At 71.2% G+C, this 18,810-nt stretch carries 6 protein-coding genes; 4 read left to right on the forward strand and 2 right to left on the reverse strand.

Annotated features, from left to right (window positions below):
• The first annotated feature begins 65 nt into the window (after positions 1-65).
• The 4 genes from LZP97_RS12220 (at position 66) to LZP97_RS12235 (ending at position 3,883) form a co-directional block, all read left to right on the forward strand.
• Positions 66-1,067 (forward strand): daunorubicin resistance protein DrrA family ABC transporter ATP-binding protein, encoded by a 1,002-nt coding sequence (locus LZP97_RS12220; RefSeq protein ID WP_010595606.1) that lies wholly within the window; start codon positions 66-68, stop codon positions 1,065-1,067.
• Positions 1,064-1,915, forward strand: a complete 852-nt coding sequence (locus LZP97_RS12225; RefSeq protein ID WP_017681444.1) for an ABC transporter permease — start codon at positions 1,064-1,066, stop codon at positions 1,913-1,915. The genes LZP97_RS12220 and LZP97_RS12225 overlap by 4 nt, the downstream gene beginning before the upstream one ends.
• A 7-nt stretch (positions 1,916-1,922) precedes the next feature.
• Positions 1,923-2,780, forward strand: a complete 858-nt coding sequence (locus tag LZP97_RS12230; protein ID WP_017681445.1) for an ABC transporter permease — start codon at positions 1,923-1,925, stop codon at positions 2,778-2,780.
• A 119-nt stretch (positions 2,781-2,899) separates the two neighbouring features.
• Positions 2,900-3,883: a lipase family alpha/beta hydrolase gene (locus LZP97_RS12235; RefSeq protein WP_017681446.1), complete on the forward strand. Its 984-nt coding sequence runs from the start codon at positions 2,900-2,902 to the stop codon at positions 3,881-3,883.
• Between the two features lie 82 nt (positions 3,884-3,965).
• Here the strand turns inward: LZP97_RS12235 and LZP97_RS12240 are convergent, their stop codons facing one another.
• Positions 3,966-4,994, reverse strand: coding sequence for an alpha/beta hydrolase (locus tag LZP97_RS12240; RefSeq protein WP_010595609.1), 1,029 nt, complete (start codon positions 4,992-4,994; stop codon positions 3,966-3,968).
• Positions 4,995-5,136: 142 nt separating this feature from the next.
• Positions 5,137-18,795, reverse strand: coding sequence for a non-ribosomal peptide synthetase (locus LZP97_RS12245; RefSeq protein ID WP_048773489.1), 13,659 nt, complete (start codon positions 18,793-18,795; stop codon positions 5,137-5,139).
• Positions 18,796-18,810: the final 15 nt, after the last annotated feature.

The raw sequence follows: 18,810 nt of genomic DNA on the forward strand, positions 1-18,810 counted from the left end.
GACGGCGGGATCTACTCGTCGACGGGTCCGCGAGCGGCCGACCGAGAGTTCCACGGCGGAGAGTGATGCTGAGATACCACGACGAAGCGGTCCTCGTCGACGACCTGCACAAGTCGTTCGGCGACGTCCATGCCCTCAAGGGCATCACGTTCTCCGCCCCGCGCGGCTCGGTCCTCGGCATTCTCGGTCCCAACGGCGCCGGCAAGACCACGACGGTGAAGATCCTGTCCACACTGCTGCGCCCGACGAGCGGGCGCGCGGTGATCGCGGGACACGACGTGGTCGCCGACCCGGCCGCCGTGCGCCGCTCGATCATGATGACCGGGCAGTACGCCGCCCTCGACGAGACGCTGTCGGGCCGGGAGAATCTGATCCTCTTCGGCCGTCTGATGGGTCTCGACCGCGCGGCCGCCCGCCAGCGCGCCGACGATCTGCTCCGCGAATTCGACCTGGTCGACGCCGGCAAACGGGCGGTGCGGCACTACTCCGGCGGCATGCGCCGCCGCGTCGACATCGCGTGCGGTCTCGTCGTGCGCCCCGAGGTGGTCTTCCTCGACGAGCCGACCACCGGTCTCGATCCCCGCAGCCGGCAGGGCGTCTGGTCCCTGGTCGGCGCGCTCAAGAAGCAGGGCATCACGGTGCTGCTGACGACGCAGTACCTCGAAGAGGCCGACCTGCTCAGCGACAACATCATCGTCATCGACCGGGGCACCGTCGTCGCCGAGGGCACGGCCAACCAGCTCAAGGCCTCGACCGGAGGCAGCTACTGCGAGATCGTCCCGGCCGATCCGAAGGCCCTGCCGTGGGTGGTGCACGCACTCGGCAACCTCGTCCCGGGCGACGTCCGGGCGGAACTGGCCGCGTCCGACTCCAACGACCGGGTCTCCATCCCGGCGCCGCACGGTCCGGCGACCCTCGCCGAGGCCCTGCGCCGGCTGGCACCCACCCGGATCGAGCTGGCCGACATCGGTCTGCGCCGGCCGTCGCTCGACGACGTGTTCCTCAGCCTCACCGGCCACACGGCCGGCGCCGATGCCCAGGAACCGACGACGGGAGAGCCGGCGTGACCGTGCACACCAAGAGCATCAGCGCCCAGCGGGTGCGGCACGACGCGAAGATCACCCTCCCGGAGAAGCGGGTCGGTTCGCACCGACGGGCCGACCCGACGGTGCTCAACCAGTGGAGTGCGCTCACGATGCGCACCGTTCGCACCATGGCGCGGTACGGCGAGCTCGTCGTCGCCGCGATCACCCCGGTCGTCTTCGGCCTCGGTTTCTACCTGCCGCTGAAGTTCGTCATGTCGCTGCAGGGCATCGACTACGCGCAGTACCTGATGCCGATCATCGTCCTGCAGGCGATGGCGTTCACCGCCATCTCGGCGGCGCAGCTGTCCTCGGGCGAGGCGATGACGGGCCTGACGAGCCGGTTGCAGACCATGCCCGTGTTCAGCGCGGTCCCGCTGCTCTCCCGGATGTCGAGCGCGATGTTGCGGTCCGTCGTGTCCCTGGCGGGGGCGCTGCTGTTCGGGTACGCGATCGGGTTCCGGTTCTCGGCGGGATTCGCCCAGGCGATGCTGTTCTGTGCCACCGCCCTGGCGATCAGTCTCGTCCTGGCGCTGGGCGCCGACGCGATCGGCACGCTGTCGAAGAGTCCCGAGGCCACCGCGCAGGCCCTGACGCTGCCGCAGCTGATCCTCGGCATGCTCTCGTGCGGCTTCGTCCCGGAGGAGGGCTTCCCCGAGTGGATCCGGCCGTTCGTCCGCAACCAGCCCATCTCGCAGTTCTCGTTCGCCATGCAGGACATGGCGGAGGGCGGCGTCACCTGGCAGGTCCTCTTCCCCACCGTGGCCTGGTGCACGGGTCTCGCGCTCGTGTTCGCGCCGCTCGCCGTGTGGGCCAGCACGAGGCGGGGGTGATCCGCAGATGACCGGAACGCCCGACGCCCGGCCCGTCGACGCCGACGGCGCCGCATTCGCCTTCCTGGACCCCACGCGCGCCCACCCGGAGCGATCGTCGGCGGCGCTGTGGGAGCACAGCCGAATCCAGTGCGGGCGCCTGCTGCTGCGCTGGGCGCGCGATCCCGCGACGATGATCCAGGCTCTGCTCTACCCCGCGCTGACCCTGCTGATGTTCCGGGTCGTGCTCGGCAACACCGTGACCGCCGCGACCGGTCAGCCCGCGATCTACGGCACGGTCCCGATGATCATCCTCGTCGGTGCCATGTTCGGCTCGGTGGTCAGCGCCGTGGGTCTGCGTACGGAGCGGCAGACGGGACTGCTCGGCCGCTTCTACACCCTGCCGATCCACCGGGCGGCCGGGCTGTTGGGCCGGATGTTCGCCGAGGCGGTCCGGGTGCTGGCCACCACCATCGTCATCCTGGCGGCCGGGGTGGCTCTGGGGTTCCGGTTCACGCAGGGATACCTCGCCGTGCTCGGGATTCTGGTGATCCCGATCCTCTTCGGGATCGGGTTCGCCCTCATGGTCACCGTCCTCGCCACCATGTCGAGCAAGCTGCCTCTCGTGGAACTGGTGTCGATCGGGTGCACCCTGCTGATGTTCTTCAACTCCGGGTTCGTCCCGGTGATGGCCTACCCGAGGTGGCTGCAACCGATCGTGGAGAACCAGCCGATGTCGTGTGCGATCGACGCGATGAAGGCGCTGGCGATGGGCGGTCCGCTCGCCGAACCGCTCGTCAAGACACTGCTGTGGTTCTTCCTCGCCGTCGCCTTGTTCACGGTGCCGGCCATCCGGGGCTATCGGCGCGCGGCCGAGGAGGGCTGATCGCGGCGACCCCGAGCGGCCACCCCCGGCTGTTATCCTGTCCGCCGACCGCGGCCGCACAACGGCTGCAGCAAGCAGCCGAGGCACTGTCACCCAGTGCGGCCCACGGAGGAATGCCGATGAAGTATGCCCGCCGGATCACCGTCGCCGTGATGGCGGCCGCCCTGGCCGCCGCCGGGCCGGCACTGCCCACGGCTGCCGCGGAGCCCACGACTGCCGCGGAGCCCACGTCCTTGCCGGCGCTGCTCGACTCGATGGGGCCGAGTCCCGCCGGAGCGAACGACCTCGACTGTGTGCCCTCCCCCGAGCATCCCCGGCCGGTTGTTCTCGTCCACGGGACGAGGATGGACATGACCGGCACGTGGGCCGTTGCAGCCCCGCAGCTCGCCGATCTCGGCTACTGCGTCTACGCCCTGAACTACGGCGGCATCCGCTCGCTGGTCGACCCGGAGCTGATGGTCTGGGGGGTCGGGAGCATCGAGGACTCCGCGAAGCAGGTCGGCGAGTTCGTCGATGCGGTGCTCACTCACACCGGAGCGGACCAGGTCGACCTCGTGGGGCACTCGCAGGGTGGACCGGTCTCCCGCCAGTACCTGCGGTTCGAGGGTGGCGCGGACCCGGTGGACCCGGACCGCAACAAGGTCGACAAACTGGTGATGCTCGGCGCCACCAACCACGGAACCACGTTCAATGGCATGCAGCAGCTGTACTCCCTGTTCGCCCGTCTCGGGCTGGGGAACGAGGAATGGGCCACCGAACGCCTCGCGCAGATGGTCTTCGGTATCGCGGGACGTCAGCAGCTGATCGGATCGCGCGTGTTGGCCCGGCTCAACTCCGGGGCCGAGACCTTGCCGGGAATCGAGTACACCTCGATCGCCACCCGTCAGGACACGGTCGCCACGCCACCGGAGAATGCCTTCCTGCAGCCCAGCGAGAACAGCGTGGTGCACAACGTGTGGCTCGAGGACGCGTGTCCGACCAGCCCGGCCGATCACCTCGCCCTGCTCGAACTGCCCGAGTCGCTGCACCTGGTGAAGTCGGCTCTCGATCCGCAGTACGCCGAGACCGTGCCGGCCCCGTGCACGGCGCCTCCCACCGGCTAGACACTCGACAGTCGCGGCACGCGAACGGCCCCTCCCGCCGGGAGGGGCCGTTCGCGTGTACGAGTGATCCGAGGACCGGAGATCAGATGCCGAGGGCTCGCTGCAGCACCGGCCACGAGTCCTTCAGGTCGTCCTGCCAGTAGCCCCACGAGTGGGTTCCGGACTCGCGGAAGTTGTAGGTCGCGGGGATGCCCAGGCTGTCGAGCCGGTTCTTCAGGTTGTGGGTGCAGTAGTTGGTTGCGGCCTCGATCACGCCGCCGACCACGATCTGGTTGGCCAGCACTCCCGCGTCACCGTCGATCTCCGGGCCGGTCAGCGTGTCGTGCGGACCGGGCAGGCCGCTGCCGTTGGAAATGTACATCTCGAGCCCGCGCAACTTCTCGGCGTTGACGTACGGGTCCTTCTCCGCCCACATCGGGTCGTTCGTCGGTCCCCACATGTTCTCGGTGTCGCCGCTGCCCCACGTCTCGACCGTGATCTTGACGAACTGCTGGCCGATCGGGTCGGACGTCTGTGCGCATCCGCTGTAGGCAGCGACACCCCGGTACAGCCCCGGCGCGGCCATGGGCAGCTGGAACACCGAGGTGCCCGAGGTGGAGATGCCGGCGACGGCGTTGACTCCGGTGGTACCGAGGGCCCCGTCGACCAGCGGCGGAATCTCCTTGGTCAGGAAGGTCTCCCACTTGTTCACACCGAGCTGCGGATCGGGGTTCTTCCAGTCGGTGTAGTAGCTGAACATGCCGCCGACGGGCGAGACGACGTTGACGTGCTTGTCCTTGAAGAACTCGATCGCGTCGGTACGGCCCCGCCACGTGGCCATGTCCTCGCCGCCGCCGGCGCCGTTGAGCAGGTACAGCGTCGGCGCGGGCTTGCTGGTGTCGGCCGGGCGCCACACGTCCAGCAGGATCTCCTCGTCCATCGACGCCGAGTACACCCAGACGAGCAGCTGCTGCTCACCGTAGTTCTCGATCTTGGTGATGTACGACCCGTTCTCGGACGTGACGGCCGTGATGGGCTGCAGCGTGTCGGCCACCGGGTCGGCCGAGGCGAACGAGGCGCCCGTGAACAGCGGCAGCGCAAGTACCGCCGCCGAGATCGCGGCTGCTCCCATCCTCCGAGCGCGGCTCCGCGACTCGACAACACTCATTCCGTCAACCTCCTCAGGCCCGGCAGGCGGGCGTCCCCGAACCCCGGCGGACCGGGGTGCGCCCTGCGGCGCAGCATGTACTGAATCGACAGCACGCGGACGAACGTTACCTTGCGGACGGCGGGTCATAAACCTCACCGATCACATCCGTCACATCGATCGAGTCACGATCCAACTCCGGCACGATCACGTCGAGTGCGGGGGGATCCATCATCGCGCCGTGCGCCCCCGGTACGAACCGGTTCCGGACCCGGCCGGTCACGTGCGGGGCCCACAGGTTCGCCGCATCCGCTTCGCTCGGGTGTTCGTCACGCGCACTGAAGAAGGCGACGTCGCCGGCGAACAGTCCCGGCTCGTGCCGGTTGATCAACTCCGGGGAGAGCACCGCGGTAGCGAAGATGCGCTGTACTCGCTGCGCGTCGAGGTCGATCAGTTCGGCGGGCACCGCGGCAGCCACGGCGCTCGCCGCCTCCGGCGGCAGACCGTCGCGGAGCGCCTCCGGATCCACGTCCACTCCGAGGCTGCGGAGATTCTCGGCGAATTCCGTGCCGAAGCGGTCCGTGTCGATCCGCGGAATGCAGTCGAGCATCGCGAGGTGTTCGACTCGCAGGCCTCGGGCCTGCAACTCCACCGCCACCGCGTGGGCGAGCACACCCCCGAGCGACCAGCCTGCCAGCCGGTAGGGGCCGCCGGGTCGGACCCGCACGATCTCGTCGGCATATCGCCGCGCGAGCGCCTCGATCGACGTCGGCACGAATCCCGGGTCCGTGAGCGCCGGCGTCTGCAGCCCGAAGACCGGGCGGCCGGGAGCGAGCCGCGCGGCAAGGGCCGCATAGGGCCACGCCAGGCCGATCATCGGATGGATGCAGAACAGCGGCGTCACGTCGGGCTCACCGGCGCGCAGCGGTAGTACGACGGCGAGCGCCGCGTCCTCTCCGACGCCGCCTCCGAGACGTGCGGCGAACGCCGCCACCGTCGGTGCCGCGAGCAGCCACGGCACCCGCACCTGCACCCCGAGGACATCCCGCAGGCGCGCGACGACCTGGGTCGCCACCAGGGAATTGCCCCCGAGTTCGAAGAAGTCGTCGTCGAGGCCGACCCGGTCGAGCCCGAGCACTTCGGCGAACATGTCCGCGACGACCCGCTGCACCTCGGTCTCCGGGGCGCGGTACGGGCGGGTGGCGGTGTCCGGTTCCGGCAGCGCCTCACGGTCGAGCTTGCCCACCGGGGTGAGAGGCACGTCGTCGAGGACGACGATCGACGACGGCACCATGTGCCCCGGCAGCGCCCTCGCCGCCGAGGCCAGCAACGCGGCGGTGTCGACGGTCGCCGACGGCCGCGCGGTCACGTAGGAGACCAACCTCACGACCCCCGCCTCGGACGTCCGGCCGACGGTGACGGCGAAGTCGACCGACGGATCTCGACGGAGCACGGCGTCGATCTCCCCGAGTTCGATCCGGAAGCCGCGGATCTTCACCTGGAAGTCCGACCGGCCCACGTACTCGATCTCACCGGACTCGGTCCATCGCACGACATCGCCCGTGCGGTAGAGACGGTTGCCGGTGCCGTACGGGTCGGCGACGAACCGGGCGGCGGTCAGCGATGCCCGGGCGTGGTAACCCCGGGCCAACTGGACGCCGGACAGGTACAGCTCACCCGCCACCCCGACCGGCACGGGACGGAGCCGGCCGTCGAGGACGAGCGAGCGTGTGCCCCGGAGCGGCCCGCCGATGGTGATCGGACCGCCGGGGGTGAGCGGATCGCTGATGTTGGTCATGATGGTGGTCTCGGTGGGCCCGTACCCGTTGTGGAACGCCCGGCCCGGCGCCCATCGCGCGACGAGCTCGGGTGGGCAGGCCTCGCCGCCGACCACGACGGTCCGCAGGTCGTCGAGACCCGCGGGGTCGACCGACGCGAGAGCCGCCGGAGTCACGAACGCATGGGTGACGCGTTCGCGGCGCAGCAGGTCCGCCAGGTCTGCGCCGCCGTAGACGGTGGGCGGCGCGATCACCAGCGTGGCCCCGGGCTCGACCGCGAGCAGCAGTTCGAGCACCGACGCGTCGAAGCTCGGCGACGCGAAGTGCAGCGCCCGGGTCGCCGGGCCGAGGGCGTAACGCTCGTGCTGTTCTGCGGCGAAGTTCGCCAGCCCGGTGTGGGTGACGACGACGCCCTTCGGCAGCCCGGTGGAACCGGAGGTGTAGATGACGTAGGCGGGATTGTCCACGCGCAGCGGACGCAGCCGGTCGCGGTCGGTCACCGGCGCAGTCGACAGCGCGTCGAGTTCGGACTCGATCCCATCGTCGTCGAGCACCACCCACGGGATCGTGTCGGGCAGGACAGTGCGTTCGGCCGCCACGGTCAGGCCGGTCCGCGCCCCGGAGTCGGTGACCATGTGCAGGACCCGGTCTGCGGGGTAGTTGGGATCGACGGGAACGTACGCTGCGCCGGTCTTGGCGACCGCCCACACCGAGACGACGGACTCGAAGGAGCGGGTCAGTCCCACGGCCACGACGTCCTCGGGTCCGACGCCGCGCGCGATGAGCAGACGCGCGAGCCTCGACGAGCGGGCGTCGAGCTCGGCATAGGTCAGTTCGCGACCGTCGTACGACAGGGCGGGCGACTGCGGGTCGCGGGCGGCGGCGGACAGCAGGTCGGCCAACGGCACGGCAGGTTCCGCCGGGCCTCCGGTCCGCCGGACGAGATCGTCCCGCTCGGCGTCGCCGAGGATCTCGAGCTGTCCTGTCGTCCCGGCAGTTCCGGCGACGAAGCCGCCGAGCACCCGGAGGTAGCGCTGCGCGAGGACCTGCACGGTGGACGCCGTGAAGACGTCCCTGCGGTACTTGAACCCGAAGGTCAGCGACTCTTCGACCGTGGCCACCACCGTGAGCGGATAGTGGGTCGCATCGCGAGTGTTCACGCCGGCGACGATCATGCCGTCGATCGAGCTCGCCTGCTCGAGGCCGCTCCGGTCGATCGGGTACGACTCGTACACCAGCAGGGTGTCGAACAGCGCGCCGGTCCCGGCGAGCTGCTGGATCTCCGCGAGCCCGATGTGGTGGTGGTCGAGCAGGTCCGCCTGCTCTGCCTGCAGGGCACGCAGCGACGCGTCGACCGTGGTGTCCGGGTCGAGGCGGACGCGCACCGGAATCGTGTTGATGAACAACCCGACCATCGATTCGACACCGTCGAGTCCGGCGGGCCGGCCGGAGACGGTGGTTCCGAACACCACGTCGTCGCGGCCGGTCGACCGCGCCAACAGCACGGCCCAGGCCGCCTGGAGGACGGTGTTGACGGTGACGCCGATCCGGCTCGCGTACTCGGTCAGTGCAGCGGTGGTGTCGGCGTCGACTGCCACGCGGTGCTCCGCGCCGCCCGCGGCTCCCGTCTCGCCGTCACCGAGCACCTCGGCGAGCATGGCCGGCTCCTCGAGGCCCGCCAGTGCGTCCGCCCAGGCTTGACGGGACCGGACGTGGTCGCGCGTGGCCAACCACTCGAGATAGCTGCGATACGCAGGTACCCGCGGCAGGATCGTCGCGTCGGCGTCGGTGGCATACAGGGTGAGCAGGTCCTTGAGCAGCAGCGGCATCGACCACCCGTCGAGCAGGATGTGGTGGCTGCTGACGGCCAGCGTCCACGCGTCCGGGGCGGTCCGCACCACGAGGAAGCGGATCAGCGGCGGGGCGGCCATGTCGAACGGGACGTCCTGGTCCGCACGCACCGTCGACTCCAGTTCGGAGCCGTCCGCCCCGAGCGAGTCGACCTCGCGCCACGGCAGGGCGACGTCGTCGAGCACCAGCTGTACCGGTTCTCCGGACTCGCCGGCGACGAACGCCGTGCGCAGATTGGGATGGCGCTCGAGCAGCGCCTCCGCCGCCCGGCGCAACCGGGCCACATCGACCCGGCCCGTGAGGTGGAGCAACACCTGGGTGGTGTAGACGTCGGCTCGGCCGTCGGCGAGCATCGCGTGGAAGAGCAGGCCGGACTGCAGCGGGGCGAGCGGCCACGCGTCGACCAGGGTGGGGTACCGCGTCTCCCAGGTGTCCAGGTCGCTCTGGCCCACATGCACGAGAGGGACGTCGGACGGGGTCAGGCCGCCCGAATCGGGTCGGGCAGCATGTGCGGCGAGCGCTTCGAGGGCGCGCACCCACAACTGGGCGAGCTTCTCGACGTCGTCGCGGCCGAGGAGGCCACTCGCATACCCGATGTTCGCTCCGAGCCGGCCGCCGATCACGACCGCGTTGATGTCGATCGTGGCCATCGCGGGGGCGTCGGCATCGTCGCGGCCCGACAGGTCGCCGAGGTCGCCGGCCGGCAGCCAGCCGAGCCCCGCAGCACCTTCGGGGATCTCGCCGGCGTCGATCCGGCCGAGATAGTTGAAGCTGATCTGCCCGGCGGGCAGCGACCCGAGCACGGCTCCGGCGGCAGGGTCGAGGTAGCGCAGCAACCCGTAGCCGATGCCCTTGTCCGGTACGGCGCGCAGGTTCTCCTTGACGGCCTTGATCGCGGTGCCCGCGGCGCGGCCCCCGGCGAACGCGTCGTCGAGATCCACACCGGACAGATCGAGCCGGACCGGGTACATGGTGGTGAACCAGCCGACGGTGCGGCCGAGGTCCGCGCCGGGGACGACCTCCTCCTCGCGACCGTGCCCCTCGAGCCGGACCAGCGCGGACGGCTCGTCGACGCCCCGGTCGCGGCGCCAGCGGGCGACGGCGAGCGCCAGCGCGGCGAGCAGGGCGTCGTTGACGCCGCCGTGGAACCGTGCGGGCAACGTCGTCAGCAACGCGTCGGTCGTCGCGGGATCGACCTGGATCCGCACCTTGTCCACCGTGGAGGCGAGGTCGACCGCTGGATCGAACGGGCGCGCGCCGAGCAGCGGATCGGGGCCCTCGACGATCGAGCGCCACAGCCCGAGCTCGGCCGAACGGGCCGGGACCGCGGTCTCGGCGAGGGCGTGCGCCCAGCGCCGGAACGACGTGCCGACCGGCTGGAGCTCGGGCCGCCCACCGTTCGACAGCTGCGCCCACGCCGTGACGAGATCCGGGACCAGGATGCGCCAGGAGACGCCGTCGACGACGAGGTGGTGCGCGACGACGACGAGCCGTCCGGTGCGCGCCGCGCCCGGGTCGAGCCACACGAACTGCAGCACGACGCCCTCGGCCGGTCGCAGGCGCGACTCGGCCTCGTCGAGTGCCCGCGCGGCGAGGTCGGCGAGCGCTTGTTCGTCCGTCCCGGCCGCGACCTCGACGCGGGTGACGAGCGCATCGACGTCGACGCTGCCCGGCGGCGTGGTCGACAGCTCCCAGTCACCGGAGTCGTTGCGGCGCAATCGGGCCCGGAGCATGTCGTGACGGTCGAGGACGGCCGTGAGGGTTCCCACGACGCCGTCGCGGTCGATGCCGGCCGGCAGTTCCAGCGCGAGCGTCTGGGTGTAACGATCGAATCGGCCGCCGCGTTCGACCATGTACCGGACGATCGGCGTCAACGGGATGTCGCCGACGCCGCCGCCGGGAAGCTCGGCCAGCGCGGGGGCCGCCGCCTCCGCACCGACGCGCGCGACCTCGGCGAGCCCGGCCACGGTCTTGCGTTCGAACACGTCGCGGGGGGTGAAGACCACACCGCGGGCCTTCGCCCGCGACACCAGCTGGATCGAGACGATGCTGTCGCCTCCGAGCGCGAAGAACGAATCGTCGGCGCCGATCCGTTCCACTCCCAGGACCTCCGCGAAGACCTCCGCGATCGCGATCTCGGCGGCCGTGCCAGGGGCACGGAACTTCTTGTCACCCTTGAATACCGGAGCGGGAAGGGCTTTGCGATCGAGCTTGCCGTTGGCGGTGAGCGGCAACGCCTCGAGCATCACGATCGCGTCGGGAACCATGTAGCCGGTGAGGAACCGGGCCACCGAGTCCAGCACCGCCGCAGGATCGAGGTCCCGGCCCGCGCGCGGCACCACGTAGCCGACGAGACGGTCGCCGGTGCGCTCGTCGGTGCGTACGACCGCGACGGCCTGTGCCACACCGTCGACCCCGGTGAGAGCAGCCTCGATCTCCCCGAGTTCGATGCGGAATCCGCGCAGCTGGACTTGCGAGTCGCTGCGCCCGGCGTACTCGAGCATGCCGTGCGCGTTCCAGCGGGCGATGTCACCGGTCCGGTACATGCGGGTGCCGGGAGCGCCGAACGGATCGGCGACGAATCGGCCGGAGGTGAGGTCGGCGCGTCCCAGGTACCCGCGCGTGAGCTGCGCCCCGCGCACGTACATCTCCCCCGGCACGCCGACCGGGACGGGCTGCAGGCGCGCGTCGAGGACATAGATGCCCAGGCCCGGGATGCCGCGGCCGATCACGCTCGCGGCGAGTGTCGTGTCGGCCGCGGAGAGCGGGAGGTGCGAGACGTGCACGGTGGTCTCGGTGATGCCGTACATGTTGACCAACCGCGGCGCATCCTCGGCGTGCCGGGTGTACCAGCCGGCGAGCTGCCGCAGATCGAGTGCCTCACCGCCGAAGATCACGTACCGCAGCGCCGGGAGGCCGGACTCCCCGCCGCCTTCCGCCGCCGCGCGGTCCGCCTCGGCGAGCTGGTAGAACGCCGACGGTGTCTGGTTGAGCACGGTCACCTGCTCCCGGGCCAGCAGGGCGCGGAAGTCCTCGGGCGAGCGCGAGGTGTAGTGATCGACGACGACGAGCCGGCCGCCGTGGAGCAGCGGTCCCCACAACTCCCACACGGAGAAGTCGAACGCGTAGGAGTGGAACATGGTCCACACGTCGTGCTCGCCGAACTCGAATGCGGGCCAGGTGTTCTCGAACAGTTCCAGTACCGTCCGGTGCGGCACCTGCACGCCCTTGGGGCGGCCGGTGGAACCGGACGTGTAGATGACGTACGCGAGGTTGTCGCCGCGTAGCGGGGCCTGTCGTTCGTCGTCGCCGACCGGCGCGTCCGAGATCGCGGACAACTCGAGAGCCGACACGTCGATCGCCTCGACAGCACTGTCGGGCAATGCTTCCCGGTCGGTGCCCGAGACGAGCACGCAGACGGGGGCGGCGTCGCGGAGCATGAACTCGAGGCGGTCGGCCGGATACGTCAGGTCCAGCGGCAGGTAGGCGCCGCCGGCCTGCAGCACGGCGAGGAGCCCGACGACGAGTTCCTCGGTGCGTGGGAGCGCCACGGCCACGAGGGTGTCCGGTCGTACCCCCCGGTCGATCAGGGTGCGGGCGAGGCGGTTCACGCGCGACGCCAGCTCCCCGTAGGTCAGGTTGCGGTCACCGGCGGTGACGGCGACCGCGTCGGGGGTCCGGTGGGCCTGCGCCTGGAACCGGCCGACGAGAGTCCCGTCGGCGGCTCGAGTGCCCGGCGAATTCCATGCCTCGAGCACGGTGGCGCGTTCCTCGTCCGGCAGGAGCGGGATGTCCCCGACCACGGTGGCCGGGTCGGCGGCTACCGCCGTGAGGACGCGGGTGAACCGCTGGGCGAAGGACTCCATGGTGCCGACGTCGAACAGATCGGTCGCATAGGTCAACGCCACGGACAGCCCGTCCGGCTCGCCGTCCTCGGTGACCACGTCCGAGACGGTCACCTGCAGATCGAACTTCGCCTGATCGACGTCGAAGTCGACCGGTTCGACGGTCAGTCCCGGCAGTTCGAGGCGGGTGCGCGCCAGGTTCTGGAAGCTGAGCGCGATCTGGAACAGCGGGTGCCGCGCCTGGGACCGCTCCGGATCGAGGACCTCGACGATGCGCTCGAACGGCACGTCGGCATGCCCGAATGCCTCCAGGTCGGTCTCACGGACGCGCCCGAGCAGCGCGGCGAACGTGTCGCCGGGCCCGACCGGCGTGCGCAGCACCAGGGTGTTGACGAACATGCCGATGACGTCGTCCAGTTCGGCCTCGCCCCGCCCGGCGACGGGCGTACCGATCACGATGTCCTCGGTGCCGGACAGCCGCGCGAGCACGGTGGCCAGCGCCGCGTGGACCACCATGAACAGCGTGACGCCGTGCGCCCGGGCGAGCGCCGCCAGCGCCGCGTGCGTGCCGGCGTCGATGGAGAAGCCGGTCAGGGCACCTCGATTCGACGCGACGGGCGGGCGGGGCCGGTCCGTGGGCAGGTCCAGCTGGTCCGGGATGCCCGACAGCGTTCCGCGCCAGTAGCCGAGTTGCTGCGCGAGCACCGAGCGGGGATCGTCCTCGGCGCCGAGAACCTCCCGCTGCCACAGCGCGTAGTCCGCGTACTGGATCGCCGGCGGCGCCCAGTCGGGTTCCCGGCCGGCGGCCCGGGCGGCATACGCGAGCATCACGTCGCGCGTCAGCGGCCCCATCGAGAATCCGTCACCGCTGATGTGATGCAGCACGACGACGAGCACATGTTCCCGACTGGACAGCCGGAACAGCTTCAGGCGCAACGGGACCCCGGTCGTCACGTCGAACCCGGCACCGATCTCGGCGGCGACCGCGGCAGCGAGGCCGGTCTCGCTCACCGGCTCCGGCTCCAGTCCGGCGGCCGGATCCGCCGTGGGCAGTACGACCTGGCGCGGTACCCCGTCGACCTCCGGATACACCGTGCGCAGCGATTCGTGCCGGAACACCACGTCGTCGATCGCCGCCCGCAACGCCTCGACGTCGAGGTTCCCCCGGAGCCGGATGGCCAGCGGAAGGTTGTTCACCGCGGAATCGGGGTCGAAGCGGTTGAGGAACCACATGCGCTGCTGGGCGAGGGACAGCGGGATGATCTCCGGCCGCGGCCGCGCGCGCAGGGCGACGCGTCGGGTCCGGCCGAACTCGGATTCGAGCCGGGTCGCGAGCGCCTCCACCCCGGGGGTCTCGAACAGCACGCGGACCGCCACCTTGGTGTCGAGTGCCGCACCGAGCCGCGCCGCGACCTGGGTCGCGACGAGCGAGTTGCCACCCAGCGCGAAGAAGTCGTCGTCCAACCCGACGCGGTCGAGGCCGAGCACGTCGGCGAAGACGCCCGCGACGATCTCCTCGACGGGTGTGCGCGGACCGCGGAAGCCACGGGTCTCGAACACCGGCTCCGGCAACGCCTTACGATCCAGCTTGCCGCTCGCGTTGAGGGGGAAGGCATCCAGCACGACAAGCGCCGAGGGCACCATGTACGCGGGGAGGGTCTCGGCGACTGCGCCGAGCAGCTGTGCGGTCTCGACCGTCGCACCCGGCGCGGGGACCACATACCCGACCAACTGCTCACCGGTGACGGTGGGGACGACGAGTGCGACCGCCTGGCCGACCGTGGGCTGGGCGAGCAACGCCGACTCGATCTCCCCCAGCTCGATCCGCTGACCACGGAACTTGACCTGGAAATCGGTACGACCGATGTAGTCGAGAACCTGCTCACCGCTCGCGGTGCGGCGCCACCGGACGAGGTCACCGGTGCGGTACATGCGAGCGCCGGGGGCACCGAGCGGGTCGGCGACGAAGCGATCCGCGGTGAGGTCCGGCCGGCCCACGTAGCCGCGCGCGAGTTGCACTCCGGCGAGGTACAGCTCGCCGGGCACACCGACCGGCACCGGATGCAGCCGGCCGTCGAGGACGTAGACGCGCACGTTCCACTCGGGCACGCCGATGGGCACGCTCTGCTGCTCGTCGCCGGCGGGCCAGTACGTCACCGAGACCGCGGCCTCGGTGGGGCCGTACAGATTGTGCACCGCGGCAGCGCAGACGCGACGGAAGGCGTCGACGGTCTCGGGCGGGAGGGCTTCGCCGATCACGAACACGTGCCGCAGCGTCGAGCAGGTACCGGCTGGCGCATGCGCGGCGAACACGCTCAGCATCGACGGCACGAAGTCCGTCAGCGTCACTCCGTGCCGCGCGATCGTCTCGGCGACGTACACGGGGTCGCGGTGACCGTCGTGGGTGGCGACGACGAGGGCGGCGCCGGCGCGCAGGGGCAGGAACCAGCCCCACAGCGACACGTCGAAGGTGGTGGCGGTCTTCTGCAGATAGACGTCGCCGGCGGCGATCTCGTACTCGTGGGCCATCCACTCGAGCTGGTTGACGATGGCCTCGTGTGAGACGCACACACCCTTGGGGCGTCCCGTGGAGCCGGACGTGAAGATCACGTAGGCGGGGGTGCCGGGACGGATCGGGCCGGCCAGCTCGTCGTCCCGGATCGGGTCGGGCGCGTAGCCCCGCAGGTCGAGGTCGTCGACCAGGACGGGGGCGACCGTGCCGGGCAGGTCCGCCGCGTCCGCGCGGGTGCTCAGGACGCACACCGGTTGCGCAGTGGACAGGATGTGCCCGATGCGGTCGGCCGGGTGGTCGGGATCGAGCGGGACGTAGGCGCCGCCCGCCGCGACGACCGCGTAGATCGCGACCGGGAGGTCGATTGAACGCCGGATAGCCAGTGCCACAAGGGTTTCGGGTCCGACACCGAGACCGACGAGATACCGGGCGAGCCGGTTGACGCGCGCGTCGAACTGTGCGTAGGTGAGCGTCTCGTCGCCGAAGACGACGGCCGCCGCGTCCGGGCGACGGGCAGCGGCGTCCCGGTACGCGGCCAGCAACCCGGCCGCCCGGACCGGATGCACGGCACGGTCGTTGCCCGCGGCGAGGGCGCGGTGCTCGGCGGTGTCGAGGAGGTCGAGGTCGCCCACCACGCGGTCGGTGCCCGCGGCGAGGGCTGCGAGCAGACGGATCAGGCGCCCGGCGAAACCCTGCACCGTGGACTCGTCGAAAAGGTCGGTCGCGTAGGTGAACTGCGCCGACATTCCGGCGGGCTTCCCGGCTTCCTCGCGGGGCGAGACGGTCAGCTGCAGATCGAACTTGGCGACGGCCCCACCGAGGTCGACGGATTCGATCTCGACGTCCGGCAGGGTCACCTCGGCGCGGTCGAGGTTCTGGAAGAACAGCGCCACCTGGAACAGCGGGTGGTGCCCGGCCGATCGCACCGGATCGAGCACCTCCACGAGCCGCTCGAACGGCAGCTCCGCGTTGTCGAATGCCGCGAGGTCGACGTCCCTGACCCGGCCGAGCAGTTCGGCGAACGTGGCGTCGGGCTCCACCCGGGTGCGCAGCACGAGGGTGTTGACGAACATGCCGACGAGATCGTCGAGTGCGCGCTCGCCGCGGCCGGCGACGGGTGTGCCGATCGCGATGTCCGCGGTGCCCGACAGGCGCGACAGCAGTACCGCCAGCGCGGCGTGGACGACCATGAACGCGGACGTGCCGGTCGCCTGGGCGGCGGCTTCGACCGCCTCGTGCAGGGCGGCGTCGACCTCGAAGTCGACGGTGGCGCCGCGGCCCGAGGCCTCCACCGGCCGAGGCCGGTCGGTCGGCAGGTCGAGACGGTCGGGGAGGTCGGCGAGGGCGCCCCGCCAGAACTCGATCTCCCGCGCCGCCGGTGATGCGGGGTCGGACTCGTCACCGAGCACGGCGCGCTGCCAGAGGGCGTAGTCGGCGTACTGCACCGCGAGCGGTTCCCACGCGGGGGCCGCCCCGCCGCTGCGTGCGACGTACGCGGTGACCAGGTCCCGCACGAAGGGGGCGATGGAGGCGCCGTCGGCGGCGATGTGGTGGACGACCATGACGAGGACGTGCTCGTCGTCGGCCGACCGCAGTAGTTCGACCCGCAGCGGCACCTCGGACGTGACGTCGAAGCCGGCCGTCGCGAGCCGGGCGACCGCTGCGGCGATCTCGTCGGGCGCCGTCGGCACCGGGTCGAGCGGGTGCGCCGCCTCCTCCGGCGGCAGGATCAGTTGCGATCCGATGCCGTCGTGCTCGGGATAGACGGTGCGCAGCACCTCGTGCCGTGCCACGACGTCGGCGAGGGCCCGCCGCAGGGCATCGACGTCGAGTGCCCCGCGGACGCGCAGCGCGACGGGGATGTTGTTCGCGGCCGACGCCGGATCGAACCGGTTGAGGAACCACATCCGCTGCTGAGCCAGCGACAGCGGGATCGGATCGGGGCGCGGCCCGGCGACGAGCGGTTGCTGCGCGCCCGCCCCGACGGAGGGTTCGACGAGTGCGGCGAGGCCTTCGACGGTGGACGCCTCGAACAACAGCCGCGCGGGGACCCGGGTGGCGAGGCGTTCCCCGAGGCGGGCGGCCGCGCGGGTGGCGACGAGGGAGTTGCCGCCGAGTTCGAAGAAGTCGTCGTCGAGGCCGGCTCGTTCGGCGCCGAGCAGCTCGGTGAACACCTCTGCCACGGCCTGTTCCGTGGCGGAACGGGGTGCGCGGTATTCGTGCGTGGGCAATTCCGGTTCGGGCAGGGCCGACCGGTCGAGCTTGCCGACCGGGGTCAGCGGGATCCGGTCGAGCGGCACGATCACGGCCGGCACCATGTGGGCCGGCAGCCGGTGGGAGACGAACTCGGTCAGGGCGTCGGGGTCGACGTCCGCACCCGGGACGGGATGGACGTACGACACCAGCCGGGCCTCCCCGGAGGGGGCCTCCCGTCCCACCGTCACCGCGAAGTCGGCATCGGGGTGCGCGGCCAGCGCGGCGTCGATCTCCCCGAGCTCGATCCGGAATCCGCGGATCTTGACCTGGAAGTCGTTGCGCCCCATGTAGATCAGCCCGGCCTCGCCCGATCGGACGAGGTCACCGGTCCGGTACAGGCGGGTGCCGCCGACTCCGGCGACGAACCGCTCGGCGGTCAGCGCGGCGCGTCGATGGTAGCCGCGGGCGAGGCCGGGGCCTTCGAGATACAGCTCCCCCACGACTCCGGCCGGGACCGGGTTGAGTCGCTCGTCCAGCACGTGCGCGGTCATTCCGCGGATTGCCCGGCCGATCGTGACCTGCTCGCCGGGCTGCAGCGCGTGCGAGATGTTGGTCATGATGGTGGTCTCGGTGGGTCCGTAGCCGTTGAAGAATCGGCGGCCGGGTGCCCATCGCGCGACCAGGTCCGGCGGGCACGCCTCGCCGCCCACGACCACCATCGCGAGGGTGTCCAGCCCGGCCGGGTCGACGGACGCCAGCGCCGCGGGCGTGACGAAGGCGTGGGTGACCTGCCGGCTGCGCAGCAGCTCCGCGAGGTCCTCGCCGCCGTACACGGACGGTGGGGCGATGACCATGGTGGAGCCCGCACCGACGGCGAGCAGCAACTCGAGGACGGACGCGTCGAAGCTGGGGGACGCGAAGTGCAGGGTGCGCGAGGCCGGGGTCAGCGCGTAGCGCTCGACCTGTTCGGCGCAGAAGCCCTCCAGTCCGGTGTGGGTGACGACCACGCCCTTGGGCCGGCCCGTGGAACCGGAGGTGTAGATCACGTACGCGGGGTGCTCCGCCCGCAGCGTCCGGACCCGGTCGTCGAGCGCGACGGGTGCCGCGGACTGTTCGGCGAGGGCGGCGCGGGTCTCGGTGGAATCGAGGGCGATCCAGGGCACCGAGCCGGGCAGGTCCGGTACCGAGGCGGTGAGGGTCAGTCCGGCGCGGGCTCCCGAGTCGTCGATCATGTGCCGGACCCGGTCCTCCGGGTAGTTGGGATCGACGGGCACGAACGCCGCGCCGGCCTTGGCGACGGCCCACACCGACAGCACCGACTCGATCGACCGGGTCGACGCGACGGCGACCACGTCCTCCGGTCCGATCCCGCGCCGGATGAGCAGTCGCGCCAGGCGGGAGGAGGCCGAGTCGAGCTCGCCGTAGCTCAGGGTGCGGTCCTCGAACACCACCGCGGCCGCGGCGGGATCACGCTCGACTGCTGCTGCCAGGAGCTGGGGCAGAAGGGCGGCGCGGGGTCCGCGCCTGCGGCTGGGTCGCTGCCGGGCCGGCCGGCGGCCTCGTGAGTCGTCCGGCCGTCGGTCCCCCGAACCGTCGACACTCATCCCCGCGTGCTCCGT

This window comes from Rhodococcus sp. DMF-1, from assembly GCF_021441945.1.
GTDB lineage: Bacteria > Actinomycetota > Actinomycetes > Mycobacteriales > Mycobacteriaceae > Rhodococcus > Rhodococcus ruber.